Genomic DNA, 16,386 nt, shown 5'->3' on the forward strand with positions numbered 1-16,386 from the left:
TATTTTCTGAGTTCATTCCGACTAAGTAACTCACATCAAGCCGGCTTGAATCGCTAGCACTTCTGTCACCTTTTCTAGTTGGCATACTGGACCAGCTTCCGCTCCGCGCTCAAAGCTAACTGTCAATTTAGCAGGGTATTGGATGCTTTTTTGTCAGACCTGGCTAAGTAAAATGCAAGTGGTTAGTCAAGAATGCAAATACCGAAATGGACTACTAAAAGTGTTTGAATGATGCTTTTGTAGTGACATCTTTTCGACCCATCCGTGCAGGCAAGCATTGGATTGTCAACATCCGTAACCAGAAGCCATCAAAGTAGTAATATTGCTCAAAAGACAAGATAGAGGGGGAGCTTCAAGGTAAGACATGCTGTTAGCATACCCTTGCATTGGGCCACAAATAATCTCACTGTGCCTGCCACAATTTTGCCACANAAAAATGCACATTCGTGTTAAGAAAAGCAAAACTATGCAACAGTAATTATATGATTTTATTGGAAAAGATGGTGCCGATAATAGGAGTCGAACCTACGACCTTCGCATTACGAATGCGCTGCTCTACCAACTGAGCTACACCGGCAATGGGGCGGGAACTACGGGGAGTAAAAATAGGAAATGTGACGCGCGGCGTCAAGATGCGGTGATTCAACCGTCCGCTTTTTCAGCAGCGCTGGTGCGTTTTTCACCACAAAAAAAAGGCGAGGCCGGAGCCTCGCCAAAAAGGTGCTGGCCTTAATCGTAATAAGGCAGCTTACGATCAACACCGTTGATATTGACCAGCACAAAGCCCGAAGGGGCCGTTTTATTGGTGGGATTACCCGCTGCCGTCGCGACAGTGAGCACCCCTTTCTCATTGGCACCAATGCCAGCTACACCGTTATGCAGGCCGAAGCGCGCCGCAGGCTTGAGTGTGCCCATTTTGGTGGTATCGGTTACGACTGAAAAGTCAGTCTGGAACAGCGAGCAGGAGCCTGACTCAAAACGCGTTGGTCCGGTGGTTTTCAGGTTAATCAGCGTATCACCGCTTTTGGCGCGCAGCTTAACCCACACCACCGCATAGGTGGTGCCGACCCGGTTGTAGCGGATATCCATCACCGCAGGCTGGCCCATATGGCAGGCGTCAGCCCAGACGGTATCCAGCCGCTGCAGGTTGATCCAGGTTTTACCGGTGCCGGCCATATTGACCGGCGATGCCGCCGTGCCGGTGGGCTGGGTGGCATCCGCTTTACCAATCAGCTCCATTACCCACTGCTGGTTCGCCACCGGGAAAAAGAGCTGTCCCAGGCGATACCAGTTATCGGTATCGGTGTTATTGGTGACTTTATGGCCGCTGTAGTAACCCGTACGCAGGGAGCCGGTAATAATAGTGCCGTGGTTCTCCTCGCGCCGGTAGCCATACTCAAACGTCGAGAGCCAGCGCGTGCCCGCCAGATCGTTGGAGATAGTGGCACCCGACTGCAGGCCAATCTGGCGCATGATCACGCGGGCGTTATTGAGGTTAAACGGCGAGCCGCAATCCTCAATGTTCAGCGTATCGATGGTCCAGCCGCCGTCGGAGAGATCGCCTGGGTTACGCGTATGCTCAATCCAGACATTACGCATAATGCCCTGCGTCACGCGCGGCATATAGAGCGTGGCGTCACCGTAACCGGTCTGGAAGTTACAGTTGCAGATCTCAATCGCGGTGGAGTGGTCCCACTTACCTTTCGGCGAGTTTGACCAGCCGATGTCGAATACGCGCCCGTAGGTCCACAGGGTGTAGATCTGGTCAAACTTACTGTCGAGGGTATCCAGCACTTTGATTACGGTCCCGCCGCTATTCTGCGCGCGGAAACAGTAGATATTTACCGTAGAGCCTTCGATGCAGGTGTTTTCGAAGAAAGGCTGCACGTTGGTACACAGCTCGGCTGTGATGGTGCCTTTGTTGGTATTGGTATCGGCGGACGCCTGACCGTGCCAGGTGATCCCCTTGATCGCGGTGCGGCGCGCCTTCACCTTGAACACCGTATTGGCGCTCTTGTCGGAAATGATCGTGGTACGCGGCAGCGAACCCAGCTCCACATCATCCCCCTGCAGGCCAAAGAAGGCGACCTCAGTATCACTGATATCTATCGGGTTAATCAGGAATTTACCGCCCGGAAAGCGCACCGGCAGATCGCGGATATTGCCGCTGTAGCCCTGAGTCCACGCCAGCATGCGTTTGAAGGGTTCGGTGTCATTGGCGTAGCCATCCCCCTTCGCACCAAAGTGGTAGACGTTAAGGTCTGCCGGATCGTTGATCACGCGCTTCCAGTAGAAGCCATTACCGACCGCCAGCGTACCGCCATCGTCAGCCGCCGTGGTTGTCCCGATAAAACCGGTAAAGTCACCGCCACCGCGAAAGTTTGAGTCCGCATTGTAGCGGCGCAGAAACGCAGAATCGCCGTTTTTGGCAGGTGCAGTGGTACGCAGTTCAGCAAATGAATTAACTTCGATCATGTCAGCCTCCTCGGCTTATACAGGGTATTGGAATAGCGTCAGAAGGAGCGGCGTTAGCGTGCCGGCGTGCGGCAGTGCCGATCCCAGAGGTCGTTGTGATTGTTAATGGCGCGCACGGTGCGAATATCCATGCGGTCGGCATCACTGCCGTGGGTATAAATGGGTGAAAACAGAGAGCAGGCGGAATCGATAACGACCGGCGCCTCAGGGCTGGTGGTACTTCGACTGCTGCAGCTTGTCACGAGCGGCAGCATCATCAAGATTACTGTTGCTGATTTCCACACGTCGGGCCTCCTCACGCAGCTGCTGCTGCTGCTGGTTAACCGCTACCGCCTGCGCCGCTGTTTTTTCTGCGCGTTCGGTGTCTGCTCTGGCCTGCTGCTGCACTTTGCCGATCTTTTTACCGCCAGCGTAGCTGGCTACCAGCGCGGCGATGATGCCGAACAGCGCCGCCAGCCAGTGCCAGCTGCCCGCCAGCAGGGAAAGAAGAAAACTCATGATTTTTCCTCCAGCGCGCTGCGTTTTTCCGCCAGATTTTTCTGCCGCACAAACTGCGCCATAACGCCCATTGCCACCATAAAGGCACCAATCAGCCCCAGGTAGTTGTGCGGCAGAACCTCTTTGACGTCCGGCGGCAGCGCGTTCCAGGCATCGAGCGCGGAAGCGGGAAAGGATTGCGCCCATGCGCTGAGCATGGAGCCAAGTGAGGCGAGCCATACCGACCAGGTTTTAAACAGCAGGCGCGCATGTTTAACAAACTCCAGCGTGGTAAAGCGCTGTAGCAGGAGCAGCAGTATGATTGCCGCCAGTACTGCAATGATGAAGATCATCCACTTCATGTTCATAGCAGCCCCCGGTAGATGTCATAGGTGCCGCTGCGCATCGCTTCCGCATGCCGCCGGGCGCGTCCGGCTGTCTGCCGCGCCCACAGGCTATCCAGCATGGCATTTGCGGCGGCGTCAAAGTCGCCCTGCGTGACCGAGGTGAGCATGCCGCGAAACAGCGCCAGCCCCTCCACGCCCATCTGATATGCCATGCTAATCAGCACATCACTGCGGGCGTCGTTGCACTTCAGCAGCGCCTGGCGGATCAGTTCACGCTGCTGCATCTCCTGCACTTTTTTCTCCACGATGCACTGCTTCCAGACGTCCCCGACGCGGCGCGGCACCTGAAAGATGTAGTTACTCAGCGAGGCGCCTTTTGGTCCGATGCGGATGCCGCCCGCCACGGTGGGGAAGCCCTGCGTATCCAGATAGGGCGCTTCGCGATAACCCTCTTCAAAATTTAAAATGGCAATAATCTGGCTCATATCCGTTCCTTCTTTGAGGCGCAACGCGGAGTACGCTGCGCGCAGGCTCAGCACACTTAAACATCACTGATCGGTCAGCCATTCGCGCACGCCAGAATCAAGCGCAACGCTCAAGCGCGATTAAACAGTGAGCAATGTAAAAACGTTCCGTTGAGAACTGGAAAAGCAGAGGAAACTTAACGGGTAGCGTAGAGATGAACGTGGGGTAAACAGCAGTTATCGAAACTGGCGCTTTCAGTGTGCGAGCGTCCCGGCGCCAGTACGGCACGCTCTACTCTGGATCGAATCTCCCGCTGACATATACGTTCAGCGGTGCGCAGCGTGACGTCATCGCATTCGAACCCGAGTGCGTTGTCGATAGTACGGTTCAGACGTGCGAGTGGCTGGCGTCGTCGATGACGCCGGGTTCGTGCATTACCGGTAAACGCTGACTTGCCATATTGGATAATCGCCATAACTCCTCCTGTGAATGAGTTTTTGGCGATGGGGTGGCAAACGCGGCCTTCCGGCAGAGGCCGGTGCGTCCGGTGTGCCACTGGAATCACCCACAATCCGCTTTCCCGGTCGTTAAAAAACGGCCAGGAAAAAGCAGAGAGAAGTGAAGGCAGGAGACAACTGACAACGCTGCTAAGTGCGTATCCACCCCATCCCAAAATACACTGATTTTGAGTGGGTAGTTTCGCGCTTGTGCAGCGCCTCAATTGTTTAAGAGCGGGCCCATCCGGGGGCAACGATTTCGTCCATCTATGGTCAAATTATTAACATGTTCTAATACTTTGGCAAACACCAACAGTTAATTTTTTATTTACCAGCAGTTAAATTTATGATTTCAGCCGGGTTATTTTTTCTGCCGGTGCTGGCAATCGCTCAGCCCAGAATCTGATAATCACGCGCCTGGCTCATGATGACGCGGGCGATTACCTGCAGAGAATCGGCTTCATCCAGCGTCAGATACCAGGTCTCATAGCGCTTGTTATCTGAGATAACGGCCACTTTTTTATGCTGCAGCTGCAGGCGTTTGAGATAGAGCTGATCGTCAAGCGTAAACAGATAAATTCCATCGCCATCAAAGTGATGCACGCTGATATCAACAAACAGCTGATCGCGCGGTGCGAAGGTGCCGGCCATTGAATCGCTGTTCAGCGCAATAAGCCGGATACTCTCTGCCGGGCGGCCGTTAAAGAGCACGCGCGCCTCATCCAGCCCATATTCTATCGCCTGAATGGTCTCTACCAGCTCATCGCGCGCGGCAATGCCCTGCGCGCTACGCTGGCCGATATCCAGGCTCTCCACGCGGAACATATGCCCGGCTGAGAGCAGACGCTGCTGCGAGAGCGCGGCATCCGGTTTCTCCATACCAAACTGCAGCCACTCCACGCGCACGCCCAGCAGATCGCTGAGCGCTAATAAATTTCCGTCATCCGGAATCGACTGACCGTTGAACCATTTCCATACCCCCGGCGTTGAAATTTTGCATCCTCTTTGCTGCAACGCCTGTGCAACCTGTTTGTTTCGTCCATGTCCGACAATTCCCGCACTTTCGCATGCGGCAATCAGCCTGGCAGTAAAAGCGTGTTTTGTACTCTCTTTTTTAACCATCAGTTAATTGTCTGCCATCAGTAAAAGACTGAATGTTATTTTGGTTTTTGCTACCAGTTCATTTTATATTACCGCTAGTTTACTACCCACGCGATATTATCAATGAAGCTGGAGGATCATTATCCTCGCCCGCCTGCGCTAAACCAGCAATGAATGTGTGACAGCTTGTTCTGACTGAGGTTTTCAGGAATCTTCTGTTAAACCCGGGCCAGCGCTTACACAAAAAAATGGGTGAAAAGCGGCTGACGCGCCACAGATGACAGATAAATTTCAGAAAGCTGTGATATTGAGTGGATCTAAAGCAAAAAAAATGGGTACCTGTACAGGTACCCATCTCAGGCGGGCAGGACGGCTAGCGGCGCAGCGTATCGTCGCCCCAGCCAATCCATTTGTAGGTGGTCAGCGCTTCCAGCCCCATCGGGCCGCGCGCGTGCAGTTTTTGCGTACTGACCGCGACCTCAGCGCCCAGACCAAACTGGCCGCCGTCGGTGAAACGGGTACTGGCATTGACGTAGACCGCAGAAGAGTCCACCTGCTGAACAAACGCATTCGCGTGCCGGATGCTGCGCGTCAGAATGCCGTCGGAGTGCTGGGTGCCATATTCACGAATGTGCGCAATCGCCTCATCCATGTCCGCCACCCGCTTCACGTTGAGATCGTTTGACAGCCACTCATCGCGATAGTGCGCCTCACTCACTGCGGCTACGCTGGCCGGCCCCGCCTGCAGCTGCGCCAGAATATTAGCATCGCCGTGCAGCGTAATATTCTCCTGCGCCATACGCTGCAGGAAAGCTGGCAGGAAACGATCGAGCTGATCCTGATGGATCAGCAGCGTCTCCAGCGAGTTGCAGGCGCTCGGCCGCTGCTTTTTGGCGTTAACGATGATCTCAAGCGCCGGCGCGATCTCCATCGTCTCATCAAGATAGAGATGGCAGACGCCAATACCGCCGGTGATCACCGGGATAGTGGAGTGTTCGCGGCACAGCTTATGCAGCCCTGCCCCGCCGCGCGGGATCAGCATATCGACATAGCGATCCAGCTTCAGCAGCTGACTGACCAGCTCGCGATCCGGATTTTCAATCGCCTGTATGGCTCCGGCTGGCAGGTTGTGCTTTACCAGCGCACGCTGAATGACTCTGACCGTGGCCGCATTGGTGCGCCACGTCTCTTTGCCGCCGCGCAGGATGGCTGCGTTGCCGGTTTTCAGGCAGAGAGCCGCCACATCAACGGTGACGTTTGGACGCGCTTCGTAAATAACGCCCACCACGCCGAGCGGCACACGACGCCGTTCAATACGCAGGCCGCTGTCGAGCTGTCCCCCGTCAATCAGCTGTCCGACCGGATCGGCCAGCTGGCAGACCTGCCGCACATCATCGGCAATACTTTTCAGCCGCTGCGGCGTCAGCGTCAGGCGATCGAGCAGCGCCGCGCTCATGCCGCTCTGCCGCGCGTCGGCCAGATCCTGTTCATTCGCCGCCAGAATCTCTGCGTGATCCGCCTCCAGCCCTTCAGCCAGGGTGAGCAACACCTGATTTTTCTCTGCGGTGGAGAGCGCCGCCAGCGCGTACGATGCCGCCCGCGCCGCCTTACCCATTTCCTCTAACATTTTCTGCTCCTTAGCTGACAACCATGTCGTCGCGATGCACGGCAACCGGGCCATACTCATAACCGAGAATATCACCGATCTCCTGGCTGTGATGTCCGGCGATCATGCGCATCGCATCGCTGTTGTAACGCGTCACGCCGTGGGCGATATCGCGTCCCTGCAGGTTGCGGATCCGGATCACCTCACCGCGTGAGAAATTTCCCTGCACCTCGCGGATGCCTTTAGGCAGCAGCGAACTGCCGCGCTCCAGCACCGCCGCCAGGGCACCATCATCAATGGTGATTTCGCCAGCCGGCGGCGCGCCGAAGATCCAGCGCTTGCGGTTCTCCAGCGGCGACTGCTGTGCGTGAAAGCGCGTGCCGACCGGTTTGCCGTTCAGCACATCGCTAATCACATCGGGACGGCTGCCGGCAGCGATAATCACATCGATGCCGGCGCGACAGGCGACATCCGCAGCCTGCAGTTTGGTCGCCATACCGCCGGTGCCCAATCCTGACACGCTGCCGCCCGCCAGCGTCCGGAGCGCATCATCAATCTGGTGCACGTCGCCAATCAGCTGCGCCTCCGGATTGGTGCGCGGATCGGCGGTAAACAGCCCCTGCTGATCGGTCAGCAGCAGCAGTTTGTCCGCTCCGCCCAGCATCGCCGCCAGCGCCGAGAGGTTGTCGTTATCGCCAACTTTAATTTCCGCCGTGGCGACCGCATCGTTTTCGTTAATCACCGGAACGATGTGGTTATCCAGCAGCGCGCGCAGCATATCGCGCGCATAAAGAAAGCGTTCGCGATCTTCCATATCCGCGCGCGTCAGCAGCATCTGCCCGATATGGATGCCATAAATAGAGAACAGCTGCTCCCACAGCTGAATCAGACGACTCTGCCCCACCGCAGCCAGCAGCTGCTTTGAGGCGATGGTCGGTGGCAGTTCGGGATAGCCAAGGTGTTCACGTCCGGCCGCAATCGCGCCGGAGGTGACAATGACAATGCGATGTCCTGCCGCGTGCATTTGTGCACACTGGCGAACCAGCTCCACCATGTGCGCCCGGTTCAGCCGGCGCGAACCGCCGGTGAGAACGCTGGTACCCAATTTGACCACCAGGGTCTGACTGCCACTCATATTTTCCTGCCATCTGAGAAAAAATCCGCGAACGGACGTTTTATCAGGAGTCAGCAAGGAAGCCAACAGCCACGCTGGGAAAAGCGCGAATTTCCGCAGGCCTGCCAGCGCAACTGCGCTACCTCATTCACCCCGATTGCGCAAATCTGTCATAAAACCTTCATCAGCGATCGGTAAAACGTCCCGTGTTTTACAAACCTTTTCACGGGTACATACTTTTTTTACTCATCGGGATTGATAGCAAATGAAGAAAAGCACACTGGCACTGGTTGTTTCCGCACTGGCTCTGGCCACAACGGCACAAGCCGCAGAAATTTATAATAAAGACGGTAACAAACTGGATCTCTACGGTCGCGTAAAAGGGATGCACTATTTCAGTGACAATGCAGGCGCGGACGGTGATAAAACTTACGTGCGTCTCGGGTTTAAAGGTCAGACGCAGATCAACGATCTGATGACGGGTTACGGCCAGTGGGAATATCAGTTTCAGGGCAACCGCTCGGAAGGCAGTGACGCAAACAACGGCAACAAAACCCGTCTGGGCTTTGCCGGCCTGAAATTTGGCGACTACGGCTCAATCGATTATGGCCGTAACTACGGCGTACTGTATGACGTCGAAGCCTGGACCGACGTTTTCCCTGAGTTCGGGGGTGACGGCACCGCGCGCACCGATAACTTTATGGCGGCGCGCACATCAGGCGTGGCAACCTACCGCAACAGTAATTTCTTTGGTCTGGTGGATGGCCTGCGCTTCGCCCTGCAGTATCAGGGTAAAAACGACGCCGACAGCGCGAACAGCCGCGGCAGCGCAGCGGATACCAGCACCCAGAACGGCGACGGCTACGGCGCATCCCTGGGCTATACCATTGGCGATAGCGGCGTCAGCCTGATGTCAGCCATTACCTCATCCGATCGCACCAGCCAGCAGCAGCAGGCTGGCCTGCTCGGACGCGGCGACAAAGCAGAATCCTGGGGAGCCGGTATCAAATATGATGCCAACGCCCTCTACCTGGCGTCCATCTACACCGAGACGCGCAACATGACGCCAATCGGCACGCGCGGCTTTGCTAATAAAGCGCAGAACATCGAAATGGTGGCGCAGTATCAGTTTGATTCCGGTCTGCGTCCGTCACTCGGCTATGTACAGACCAAGGGCAAGGATATTGAAGGCGTGGGTGATGAAGACCTGGTGAAATATGTTGATCTGGGCCTGACGTACTACTTCAATAAAAACATGTCGACCATGGTGGATTACAAAATTAATCAGCTGGATGACAACAACAGGCTGGGGCTGAACAATGACGATGTGGTGGCCGTCGCGCTGACCTATCAGTTCTGATTACCCGCTGTGATATTGATACCCTGACAACGCAAGAGCCGGCGCAAGACCGGCTCTTTTTTTACGTTATGCGCTCAGCTTAACCGGCTCTTCTTTAAAGCCAGCGGCGGGGCGCAGATCGAGCTTCTGCTCGTGCAGCATCGCTTTCAGCCGCTCATGAAAGTTACGCAGTGTGCTCTCTACACGCTCATTATTCTCTTTACCTTTAATGGTTGTCACACTCCAGTCGCCCTCTTTATCAAACAGGCCAAAGTGATATTCGTAGGTAAAGTGATCGCTGTGCGCATCCAGCGTCATCCACCAGCCCCAGAACTCGCGGCTCTCTGGTGCAGGCTTTACGTTTACGCAGGCAGCCAGGCAGTCAAAAAAGAAACGCGTATCTTCGCATTTTCCTTCACGGATGTACGGCCCCAATTCGGTGAAGCGCTTAAGCAGGCGACTACGGGGGTGACCACTCGGTAACGTCATGCTAATTCTCTCCCTCAAATAAACCGTAAAAAAGCAGCGCGCTGCGCAAAGGGCGCAGCGCGTAGTAGGCCGACATTAAGTTTTAGCAGAGGTTTTGCATTTTGCCAGTTACCGCTGCAACTGTTTGCTGAGCCAGTCACAGATCTGATTCAGCGCTTTCTCAAAACTGTGAAATACCGGTGAGGCCGGGATAGCCAGCGTTTTCCCCTGCGCCGACGAGCCGGCAATCAGGCGCGAGTCTTCTTCCGGGCTGAAAAGATCGTCCGGCCAGTAAGCGGCCAGCATCGGCACCGGGGTGCGGCGTCCCAGCAGACCCTGTACTTTTAGCGAATAGCGATTCAGCTCAATGCGCAGGTTACTGTCGGACGTTGACGCCATACCGAGCCGGCTCGCCAGCATATCCATATACATGTCCGGTAGCTGCTGCTGACGCGCCGCGTCAACAAACACGCCGTGCACCATCGCGCCCAGCGTGGCTACGGCACGGATACGCGGCACCTCAAGCCAGGCGAGTCGGGTCGCAATATTGGCCCCAAAGCGGTAGCCAAACAGCGCCACGCGGGTGTGATCGATCCACGGCACATTGCTGAGCTCGCGCAGAACCTGCTGATGCAGATGGCTGGTATCCTGGTTCAGCGTCCATTTACTGCTATAGCCAACCGATGGCATATCCAGCGTCAGCATAGCGATACCGCGCGGGGCCAGGTAGTCATGAAATAGCCGATAGTGATCGCTCTGCAGCGAATCAAGCCCTCCGCACAGCATTACGGTGGGATAAGGTGCGCTGGCCTGCGCCGGCATATGCAGAAACCCGGTAACCGGGCTGCCGCCACTGACGGGAAACGTCAGCGATTTCAGCTCGCCAGGCAGCCGCCGGGTCGCCTCTTCATAGGCGCGATTAGCCAGCACCTGCGCCTGATCCGCCAGCTCATCGCCTTTAATATAGGGATAGGCCGCGAGGCTGTAGAGATTCGCCGCATGCAGCCACTGCTGGCCCGCTTCATCATGCTGCTCGCTCTGCATCGCCCGCTGCTGCCAGAGCGCCGCCTGCTTTGACCACTCAAAATTCCAGTTGCCGCCGCGATAGCCGATTACCGTATCCAGCAGCGCCTCATCGGTGTGTTCAAAGCGGCTGACGGCGATACGCGCCAGAACTTCGCTGATCTCCTGCGGTGACAGGCCGCGCCATGTCCAGAGCAGTTTGTTGAGCATGCGATACCAGCCGCGCTGAGTATCACCCTCCAGCGCGTTATGCACCTGCGCGGTAGCGTGATGCTGGCGGCGCACCAGGGAAGAGGTTTCGGGATGTTTAAAACGCGGCTTGAATAACTCTTCGCTAAGATTTTTTTCGGCCATCTGACGGTTTCTCCTGCGGCGGTCGCATAGATGGCTATGAGTTTACTGCACCCGCTCCGGCTGCGCGAGGCGCGAATAGCACAACGCCCGGCTTAACCGGGCGTTGTTTGCGTTGCATCAATCAGCTTTTGACGATTGGCGGAATATAGACCACGCCCATGTCCCACGGCTGCTCAATCCAGGTGTTTTGCGGGATATCCACAATGTAGTCATCCACCAGCGCGCGGCCAGCAGGCTTGGCGAAGATGGTGCAGAAACGCGCTTTCGGATACATGTCACGGATTGCCTGCGCGGTGCCGCCGGTGTCGACCAGATCGTCGATAACGATAAAGCCTTCACCGTCGCCTTCAGCGCGCTTCAGCACTTTCATTTCGCGCTGGTGATCGTGATCGTAACTGGAGATGCAGACGGTATCGACGTAGCGAATACCCAGCTCACGCGCCAGCAGCGATGCCGGAACCAGACCGCCGCGGCTTACCGCGATGATACCTTTCCACTGTTCCACAGGAAGCAGGCGCTGGGCCAGTTTACGGGCATGAATCTGCAGCATGTCCCAGGTTACGACGTATTTTTCGCTCATAAAAGGAATCCCAACCACCAAAAGTGGCTTAAAAATATGCAAGGGGGAAAAGGTTGCGCGAGATTATAAGGATCTGACGCGTTAAAAACCAGCATCCGTCACACTGGTTGCAGGTTTTTAGCGCGCCTGATGACGCGCCTGCGAATAAAGGGTGATATTCTCTGGCTCATCACGTCAGATGAGCTGACGGCGATCTTAAACCGGAAACTGCGTGCGAGCGGCCTGTCCGCCACGCTGATACAGGAGACGCGTTGTGTCTGAATTGTCTCAACTCTCCCCGCAGCCGCTGTGGGATATCTTCGCCAAAATCTGCTCTATTCCCCACCCTTCTTATCATGAAGAGGCGCTGGCTGAATATGTGGTCAGCTGGGCCAAAGAGCAGAATTTCTGGGTCGAACGCGATCGGGTCGGCAATATTCTGATCCGCAAACCTGCCACGCCCGGCATGGAAGACCGCACGCCGGTTGCCCTGCAGGCGCACCTGGATATGGTGCCGCAAAAGAACAACGATACCGCCCACGATTTCACGAAAGATCCGATTCAGCCGTGGGTTGACGGCGAGTGGGTGAAAGCGCGCGGCACTACGCTGGGTGCAGATAACGGCATCGGCATGGCGTCAGCGCTGGCGGTACTGGCTGACAACAGCCTGACGCACGGCCCGCTGGAAGTGCTGCTGACTATGACCGAAGAGTCGGGCATGGATGGCGCATTTGGCCTGCAGCCGGACTGGCTGCAGGCAGAGATCCTGATCAACACCGACTCTGAAGAAGAGGGTGAGATCTACATGGGTTGCGCGGGCGGCATCGACTTTATTACCACACTGCCGCTGAGCCGCGAAGCGGTGCCGGCCGGCTATGAAACGCTGAAGCTGACGCTCAAAGGGCTGAAAGGCGGTCATTCCGGTGCGGATATCCACCTGGGTCTTGGCAACGCGAACAAACTGCTGGCGCGTTTTCTTGCCGCCCATGCCCGCGAGCTGGATCTGCGTCTGATCGACTTTACCGGCGGCACGCTGCGTAATGCGATCCCGCGTGAAGCCTTTGCCACGCTGGCCGTAGAAAGCCACAAAGTGGATGCGCTGAAATCTGCGGCGATGCACTTCCAGGCGGTACTGCTCAACGAGCTTGGCAGCAAAGAGAAGCATATTGTACTGCAGACCGAGCCGCTGGCGCAGCAGGCTGAGGCGCTGAGCGCAGAGAGCCGCAATCGCTTTATCAACCTGCTCAACAGCACCCCTAACGGCGTGATCCGTAATTCAGACGTGGCGAAAGGCGTGGTTGAAACCTCGCTGAACGTGGGTGTGGTCAGCATGGATCAGGCTAACGCTGAGATCATCTGCCTGATCCGTTCGCTGATCGATACCGGCAGAGAGTGGGTGGTAGAAACGCTGACCTCGCTGGGCGCGCTGGCGGGCGCACAGACCGCGCCAAAAGGCGGTTATCCGGGCTGGCAGCCTGACGCCGACTCACCGGTCATGGCGCTGACGCGCACCACCTACGAAGCGCTGTTTGGTAAAACGCCTAACATTCAGGTGATCCATGCCGGTCTGGAGTGTGGTCTGTTCAAAAAACCCTATCCGCATATGGATATGGTCTCTATCGGACCGACCATTACCGGCCCGCACTCGCCGGATGAGCAGGTGCATATTGAGAGCGTTGGCCTCTACTGGAAGCTGCTCACTGCGCTGCTGAACGCGATTCCGGCAAAAGCGTAATTGATGTTGCTCCCCTGTCCGCTGCCGGGCAGGGGAGATTTCAGAGTCCCAGCAGCAGCTGGCGCTCCAGCTGCGGGTCCACCAGCGTGACATGCAGCCCCACCAGCCTTACCCCGCGATCTGCCCGACGCGCTTCCCAGACCTGACGCGCCACCGCCACCATATCCTCTTTATTCAGCACCGCCCAGACGTGCTCCTGCGTGGTCTGCTGAAAATCGCTGAACTTAAATTTCACCCCCTGCCGGGCGATCTGCTTATCTGGCCGGATAGCACCCAGACGGCGATCCAGCTCCGCATAGAGGTAGTCAATAATCGGCAGGCACTGCTCCCAGTGGTGGATATCTTCCGGCAGCGTGCGCTCTACCCCGAGCGACTTACGTTCACGTTCGACGATCACTTCGCGGTCGTCAATGCCGTTGCTGCGTTCCCAGAGCGAGCGGCCAAACTTTCCGAAGCGCTTCAGCAGCAGCGCCAGGTCGGCGCGCTGCACGTCAGCACAGGTACGCAGCCCCATCTCCTCCAGTTTTTTGGTCGCCACTTTGCCCACGCCCGGGATCTTACTGAGCGGCAGCTCATGCAGAAACGCCGGCACCGCCTGCGGGGTGATCACATACTGGCCGTCAGGCTTATTAAGGTCGGAGGCGATTTTCGCCAGAAATTTGATCGGTGCGATGCCGGCCGACGCCGTCAGCCCGGTTTCGCGCAAGATATCCGCGCGGATCGCCTGCGCCATCAGCGTCGCCGACCCCTGGCAGTGCAGACTGCTGGTGACATCCAGATAGGCTTCATCCAGCGAGAGCGGTTCAATCAGTGGCGTATAGCGGAGAAAGATGTCGCGGATCTGTCGCGAGGCCTCTTTATAGGCGTCAAAACGCCCCGGCAGCAGGCGCAGATGCGGACAGAGACGCAGCGCGGTCGAGGTCGGCATAGCGCTGCGCACGCCATATTTGCGCGCCGGATAGTTAGCAGTACTGATGACTCCGCGCTGAACGCGGTTGCCGCCAATGGCGATAGGGATATCCCGCAACGACGGATCGTCACGCATCTCAACCGCTGCGTAAAAGCAGTCCATATCGACATGAATGATTTTGCGCATACCCCCTCCGGACACTGGCTAAGTATACAGTAGCGAAGGCGTTGAGCAATCTTCCTCATCATCAATGTCGCGCCTGAGCGTTTTTACTCCCCCGATGCTTCACAACTTTGCGCCATTTTGTTGCCCGCTATCTTGATTAAAAGCCAGACAATGTTAATGTTGCGCAGCGATAGCGGATATTTCCGATAATGCAACTGAGTGACGCTGCGCGTCTGAGTTTTTCTTCACTTCAAGGTACACACAGAATGGGCAGAATCGCACTGCTGTTCGCGATGATTCTTATGCCAGTCCTTAGCTGGGCAATCACACCTGAACCCGCACAGCCGCTGGCTCCGGTAAGCAAAGAGTTAAAGAAACAACTGCTGGGTACGCCGGTGTTTATTCAGATTTTCAAAGAAGAGCGTACGCTGGAGCTCTATGGCAAAATCGGTAATGAATATCGCCTGCTGGACAGCTATCGCATCTGTAATTTTTCCGGCGGACTCGGTCCCAAGCGCCGCCAGGGCGACTTCAAAAGTCCGGAAGGTTTCTACAACGTTAAACTTAATCAGCTGAAACCCGACAGCCGCTTTTACCGCGCCATCAATACCGGTTTTCCTAACCAGTACGATCGCAGCAAGGGCTATAACGGCAACTATCTGATGATTCACGGCGACTGCGTTTCCGTGGGCTGCTACGCCATGACCAACGGCTCAATGGATGAGATTTTCAACTACGTTAATGCGGCCCTGCGTAACGGCCAGCAGGAGATGCAGCTGAATATCTATCCGTTCCGCATGACGGAAAGCAATCTTCAGCGTCATCGCTATTCGACCTACATCGATTTTTNCGAACTGCAGCCGGGCTACGCCTATTTTGCTAAATATCACGTACCGCCCAGCGTTAACGTCACCGCAACGGGTCAGTATGCGGTGAACAACACGCCGGTACTTTCTGCACCGGACGCGGCGTCCAAATCATTCCTGGCGCTCACCCAGGCAAAATAGTGCCCACTCGCCTGGCGCTATCCGGTGCCAGGTTTCATTTCCGGTCAGCGGCTGCGTGGCGATAACCGTCACCACATCATGTGGCGTGGTCTGCTGCTGGAAATCGATCTCCACATCCTGATCCAGCAGGCGCGCTTTACCAAACGGCGCGCGCCGCGTGATCCAGTAGAGATTGGTGGAGCAGAACGCCATCAGATAGCGACCATCCGATAGCAGCATATTGAAAACGCCCTTTTCACGCAGCTCGCCGGCGAGCTCGGCAATATAGCGGAATACGGCGGGCCAGTTGCCTGGCGTGCGCGGATAGCGCGCCTGCAGCTGTGAGAGGATCCAGCAAAACGCCTTTTCACTGTCGGTCTCCCCCACCGGGCGAAAGTGGCCGCTGTCGAGCTGGCGATAGCCTTTAAGCTGTCCGTTGTGTGCGTAAGTCCAGTTGCGGCCCCACAGCTCGCGGGTAAACGGATGCGTATTCTCCAGTGAGACCTCGCCCCGGTTTGCCTGGCGGATATGCGCGACCACCGAGTGCGATTTGATCGGATACTCCTGCACCAGGCGGGCAACCGGTGAATTTACGCTCGGCAGCGGATCTTTAAACGTGCGGCACCCTTTACCTTCATAAAAGGCGATACCCCAGCCATCTTTATGCGGCCCGGTACCGCCGCCGCGCTGCACCAGTCCGGTAAAACTGAAACAGATATCCGTAGGGACATTGGCGCTCATCCCGAGCAGTTCGCACATAGCTTC

17 protein-coding genes and 1 tRNA gene are annotated in these 16,386 nt (G+C 56.4%); 3 read left to right on the forward strand and 15 right to left on the reverse strand.

Going from position 1 to position 16,386, the window contains the following annotated elements:
• Positions 1 to 501: 501 nt before the first annotated feature.
• The 10 genes from F3I15_RS15800 to proB all read right to left on the reverse strand — a co-directional run bounded on the left by F3I15_RS15800 (position 502) and on the right by proB (position 8,103).
• Positions 502 to 577, reverse strand: a tRNA-Thr gene (locus F3I15_RS15800).
• Positions 578 to 729: 152 nt separating this feature from the next.
• Positions 730 to 2,475 carry an amylovoran biosynthesis protein AmsF gene (locus F3I15_RS15805; protein ID WP_150018564.1) on the reverse strand — a complete coding sequence of 582 codons (1,746 nt, stop codon included), beginning with the start codon at positions 2,473 to 2,475 and terminating at the stop codon, positions 730 to 732.
• Positions 2,476 to 2,528: 53 nt separating this feature from the next.
• The gene (locus tag F3I15_RS15810) at positions 2,529 to 2,717 is read right to left on the reverse strand and encodes a hypothetical protein (protein WP_223810724.1); all 189 of its coding nucleotides are present in this window, start codon (positions 2,715 to 2,717) and stop codon (positions 2,529 to 2,531) included.
• Positions 2,680 to 2,973, reverse strand: a complete 294-nt coding sequence (locus F3I15_RS15815; protein WP_150018565.1) for a hypothetical protein — start codon at positions 2,971 to 2,973, stop codon at positions 2,680 to 2,682. Before F3I15_RS15815 ends, F3I15_RS15810 begins: the two co-directional genes overlap by 38 nt.
• Entirely contained in the window at positions 2,970 to 3,314 is a 345-nt protein-coding gene (locus F3I15_RS15820; protein ID WP_175540454.1) for a hypothetical protein, read from the reverse strand. Before F3I15_RS15820 ends, F3I15_RS15815 begins: the two co-directional genes overlap by 4 nt.
• Positions 3,315 to 3,316: 2 nt before the next feature.
• Positions 3,317 to 3,784: a glycoside hydrolase family protein gene (locus F3I15_RS15825; protein WP_039382888.1), complete on the reverse strand. Its 468-nt coding sequence runs from the start codon at positions 3,782 to 3,784 to the stop codon at positions 3,317 to 3,319.
• Between the two features lie 176 nt (positions 3,785 to 3,960).
• Positions 3,961 to 4,239, reverse strand: coding sequence for a hypothetical protein (locus F3I15_RS15830; RefSeq protein WP_150018566.1), 279 nt, complete (start codon positions 4,237 to 4,239; stop codon positions 3,961 to 3,963).
• A 412-nt stretch (positions 4,240 to 4,651) separates the two neighbouring features.
• Complete coding sequence (locus tag F3I15_RS15835) at positions 4,652 to 5,383, reverse strand: XRE family transcriptional regulator (protein WP_150018567.1); 732 nt, start codon at positions 5,381 to 5,383, stop codon at positions 4,652 to 4,654.
• Between the two features lie 352 nt (positions 5,384 to 5,735).
• Positions 5,736 to 6,989 (reverse strand): glutamate-5-semialdehyde dehydrogenase, encoded by a 1,254-nt coding sequence (proA, locus tag F3I15_RS15840; protein WP_255474552.1) that lies wholly within the window; start codon positions 6,987 to 6,989, stop codon positions 5,736 to 5,738.
• A 10-nt stretch (positions 6,990 to 6,999) separates the two neighbouring features.
• The gene (proB, locus tag F3I15_RS15845; RefSeq protein WP_150018569.1) at positions 7,000 to 8,103 is read right to left on the reverse strand and encodes a glutamate 5-kinase; all 1,104 of its coding nucleotides are present in this window, start codon (positions 8,101 to 8,103) and stop codon (positions 7,000 to 7,002) included.
• A 244-nt stretch (positions 8,104 to 8,347) separates the two neighbouring features.
• Here proB and ompC point away from each other — a divergent pair, with 244 nt between their 5' ends.
• Positions 8,348 to 9,442, forward strand: a complete 1,095-nt coding sequence (gene ompC, locus F3I15_RS15850) for a porin OmpC (RefSeq protein ID WP_150018570.1) — start codon at positions 8,348 to 8,350, stop codon at positions 9,440 to 9,442.
• Positions 9,443 to 9,508: 66 nt separating this feature from the next.
• Here the strand turns inward: ompC and crl are convergent, their stop codons facing one another.
• The 3 genes from crl to gpt form a co-directional block, all read right to left on the reverse strand.
• Complete coding sequence (crl, locus tag F3I15_RS15855; protein WP_039382877.1) at positions 9,509 to 9,910, reverse strand: sigma factor-binding protein Crl; 402 nt, start codon at positions 9,908 to 9,910, stop codon at positions 9,509 to 9,511.
• A 108-nt stretch (positions 9,911 to 10,018) separates the two neighbouring features.
• Complete coding sequence (gene frsA, locus F3I15_RS15860) at positions 10,019 to 11,266, reverse strand: esterase FrsA (protein WP_039382875.1); 1,248 nt, start codon at positions 11,264 to 11,266, stop codon at positions 10,019 to 10,021.
• A gap of 121 nt (positions 11,267 to 11,387) precedes the next feature.
• Positions 11,388 to 11,846, reverse strand: a complete 459-nt coding sequence (gene gpt / locus F3I15_RS15865; RefSeq protein ID WP_007887137.1) for a xanthine phosphoribosyltransferase — start codon at positions 11,844 to 11,846, stop codon at positions 11,388 to 11,390.
• 253 nt (positions 11,847 to 12,099) lie between these two features.
• On the opposite strand from gpt, the gene pepD reads away from it, so the two are divergent.
• Positions 12,100 to 13,560 (forward strand): beta-Ala-His dipeptidase, encoded by a 1,461-nt coding sequence (pepD, locus tag F3I15_RS15870; protein WP_150018571.1) that lies wholly within the window; start codon positions 12,100 to 12,102, stop codon positions 13,558 to 13,560.
• 40 nt (positions 13,561 to 13,600) lie between these two features.
• Here pepD and dinB read toward each other — a convergent pair whose 3' ends face one another.
• Entirely contained in the window at positions 13,601 to 14,656 is a 1,056-nt protein-coding gene (gene dinB / locus F3I15_RS15875) for a DNA polymerase IV (protein ID WP_071668489.1), read from the reverse strand.
• Between the two features lie 245 nt (positions 14,657 to 14,901).
• Between dinB and dpaA the strand changes: the two genes are divergently transcribed.
• On the forward strand, positions 14,902 to 15,642 hold the full coding sequence (gene dpaA, locus F3I15_RS15880) for a peptidoglycan meso-diaminopimelic acid protein amidase (RefSeq protein ID WP_150018572.1): 741 nt from the start codon (positions 14,902 to 14,904) through the stop codon (positions 15,640 to 15,642).
• On the opposite strand, the gene F3I15_RS15885 is transcribed toward dpaA, so the two are convergent.
• Positions 15,613 to 16,380, reverse strand: coding sequence for a class II glutamine amidotransferase (locus F3I15_RS15885; protein ID WP_150018573.1), 768 nt, complete (start codon positions 16,378 to 16,380; stop codon positions 15,613 to 15,615). The two genes, dpaA and F3I15_RS15885, sit on opposite strands and share 30 nt — an antisense overlap.
• Positions 16,381 to 16,386 lie beyond the last annotated feature (6 nt).

The sequence above is a fragment of the Pantoea sp. M_9 genome (genome assembly GCF_008631385.1).
Lineage (GTDB): Bacteria > Pseudomonadota > Gammaproteobacteria > Enterobacterales > Enterobacteriaceae > Pantoea > Pantoea eucrina.

Bases quoted from the DNA above. Each gene is read 5' to 3' on its own strand.
- F3I15_RS15805 (WP_150018564.1), bottom strand. From the start codon at position 2,475: ATGATCGAAGTTAATTCATTTGCTGAACTGCGTACCACTGCACCTGCC.
- F3I15_RS15815 (WP_150018565.1), bottom strand. From the start codon at position 2,973: ATGAGTTTTCTTCTTTCCCTGCTGGCGGGCAGCTGGCACTGGCTGGCG.
- F3I15_RS15820 (WP_175540454.1), bottom strand. From the start codon at position 3,314: ATGAAGTGGATGATCTTCATCATTGCAGTACTGGCGGCAATCATACTG.
- F3I15_RS15825 (WP_039382888.1), bottom strand. From the start codon at position 3,784: ATGAGCCAGATTATTGCCATTTTAAATTTTGAAGAGGGTTATCGCGAA.
- F3I15_RS15830 (WP_150018566.1), bottom strand. From the start codon at position 4,239: ATGGCGATTATCCAATATGGCAAGTCAGCGTTTACCGGTAATGCACGA.
- F3I15_RS15835 (WP_150018567.1), bottom strand. From the start codon at position 5,383: ATGGTTAAAAAAGAGAGTACAAAACACGCTTTTACTGCCAGGCTGATT.
- proA (WP_255474552.1), bottom strand. From the start codon at position 6,989: ATGTTAGAGGAAATGGGTAAGGCGGCGCGGGCGGCATCGTACGCGCTG.
- proB (WP_150018569.1), bottom strand. From the start codon at position 8,103: ATGAGTGGCAGTCAGACCCTGGTGGTCAAATTGGGTACCAGCGTTCTC.
- ompC (WP_150018570.1), top strand. From the start codon at position 8,348: ATGAAGAAAAGCACACTGGCACTGGTTGTTTCCGCACTGGCTCTGGCC.
- crl (WP_039382877.1), bottom strand. From the start codon at position 9,910: ATGACGTTACCGAGTGGTCACCCCCGTAGTCGCCTGCTTAAGCGCTTC.
- frsA (WP_039382875.1), bottom strand. From the start codon at position 11,266: ATGGCCGAAAAAAATCTTAGCGAAGAGTTATTCAAGCCGCGTTTTAAA.
- gpt (WP_007887137.1), bottom strand. From the start codon at position 11,846: ATGAGCGAAAAATACGTCGTAACCTGGGACATGCTGCAGATTCATGCC.
- dinB (WP_071668489.1), bottom strand. From the start codon at position 14,656: ATGCGCAAAATCATTCATGTCGATATGGACTGCTTTTACGCAGCGGTT.
- F3I15_RS15885 (WP_150018573.1), bottom strand. From the start codon at position 16,380: ATGTGCGAACTGCTCGGGATGAGCGCCAATGTCCCTACGGATATCTGT.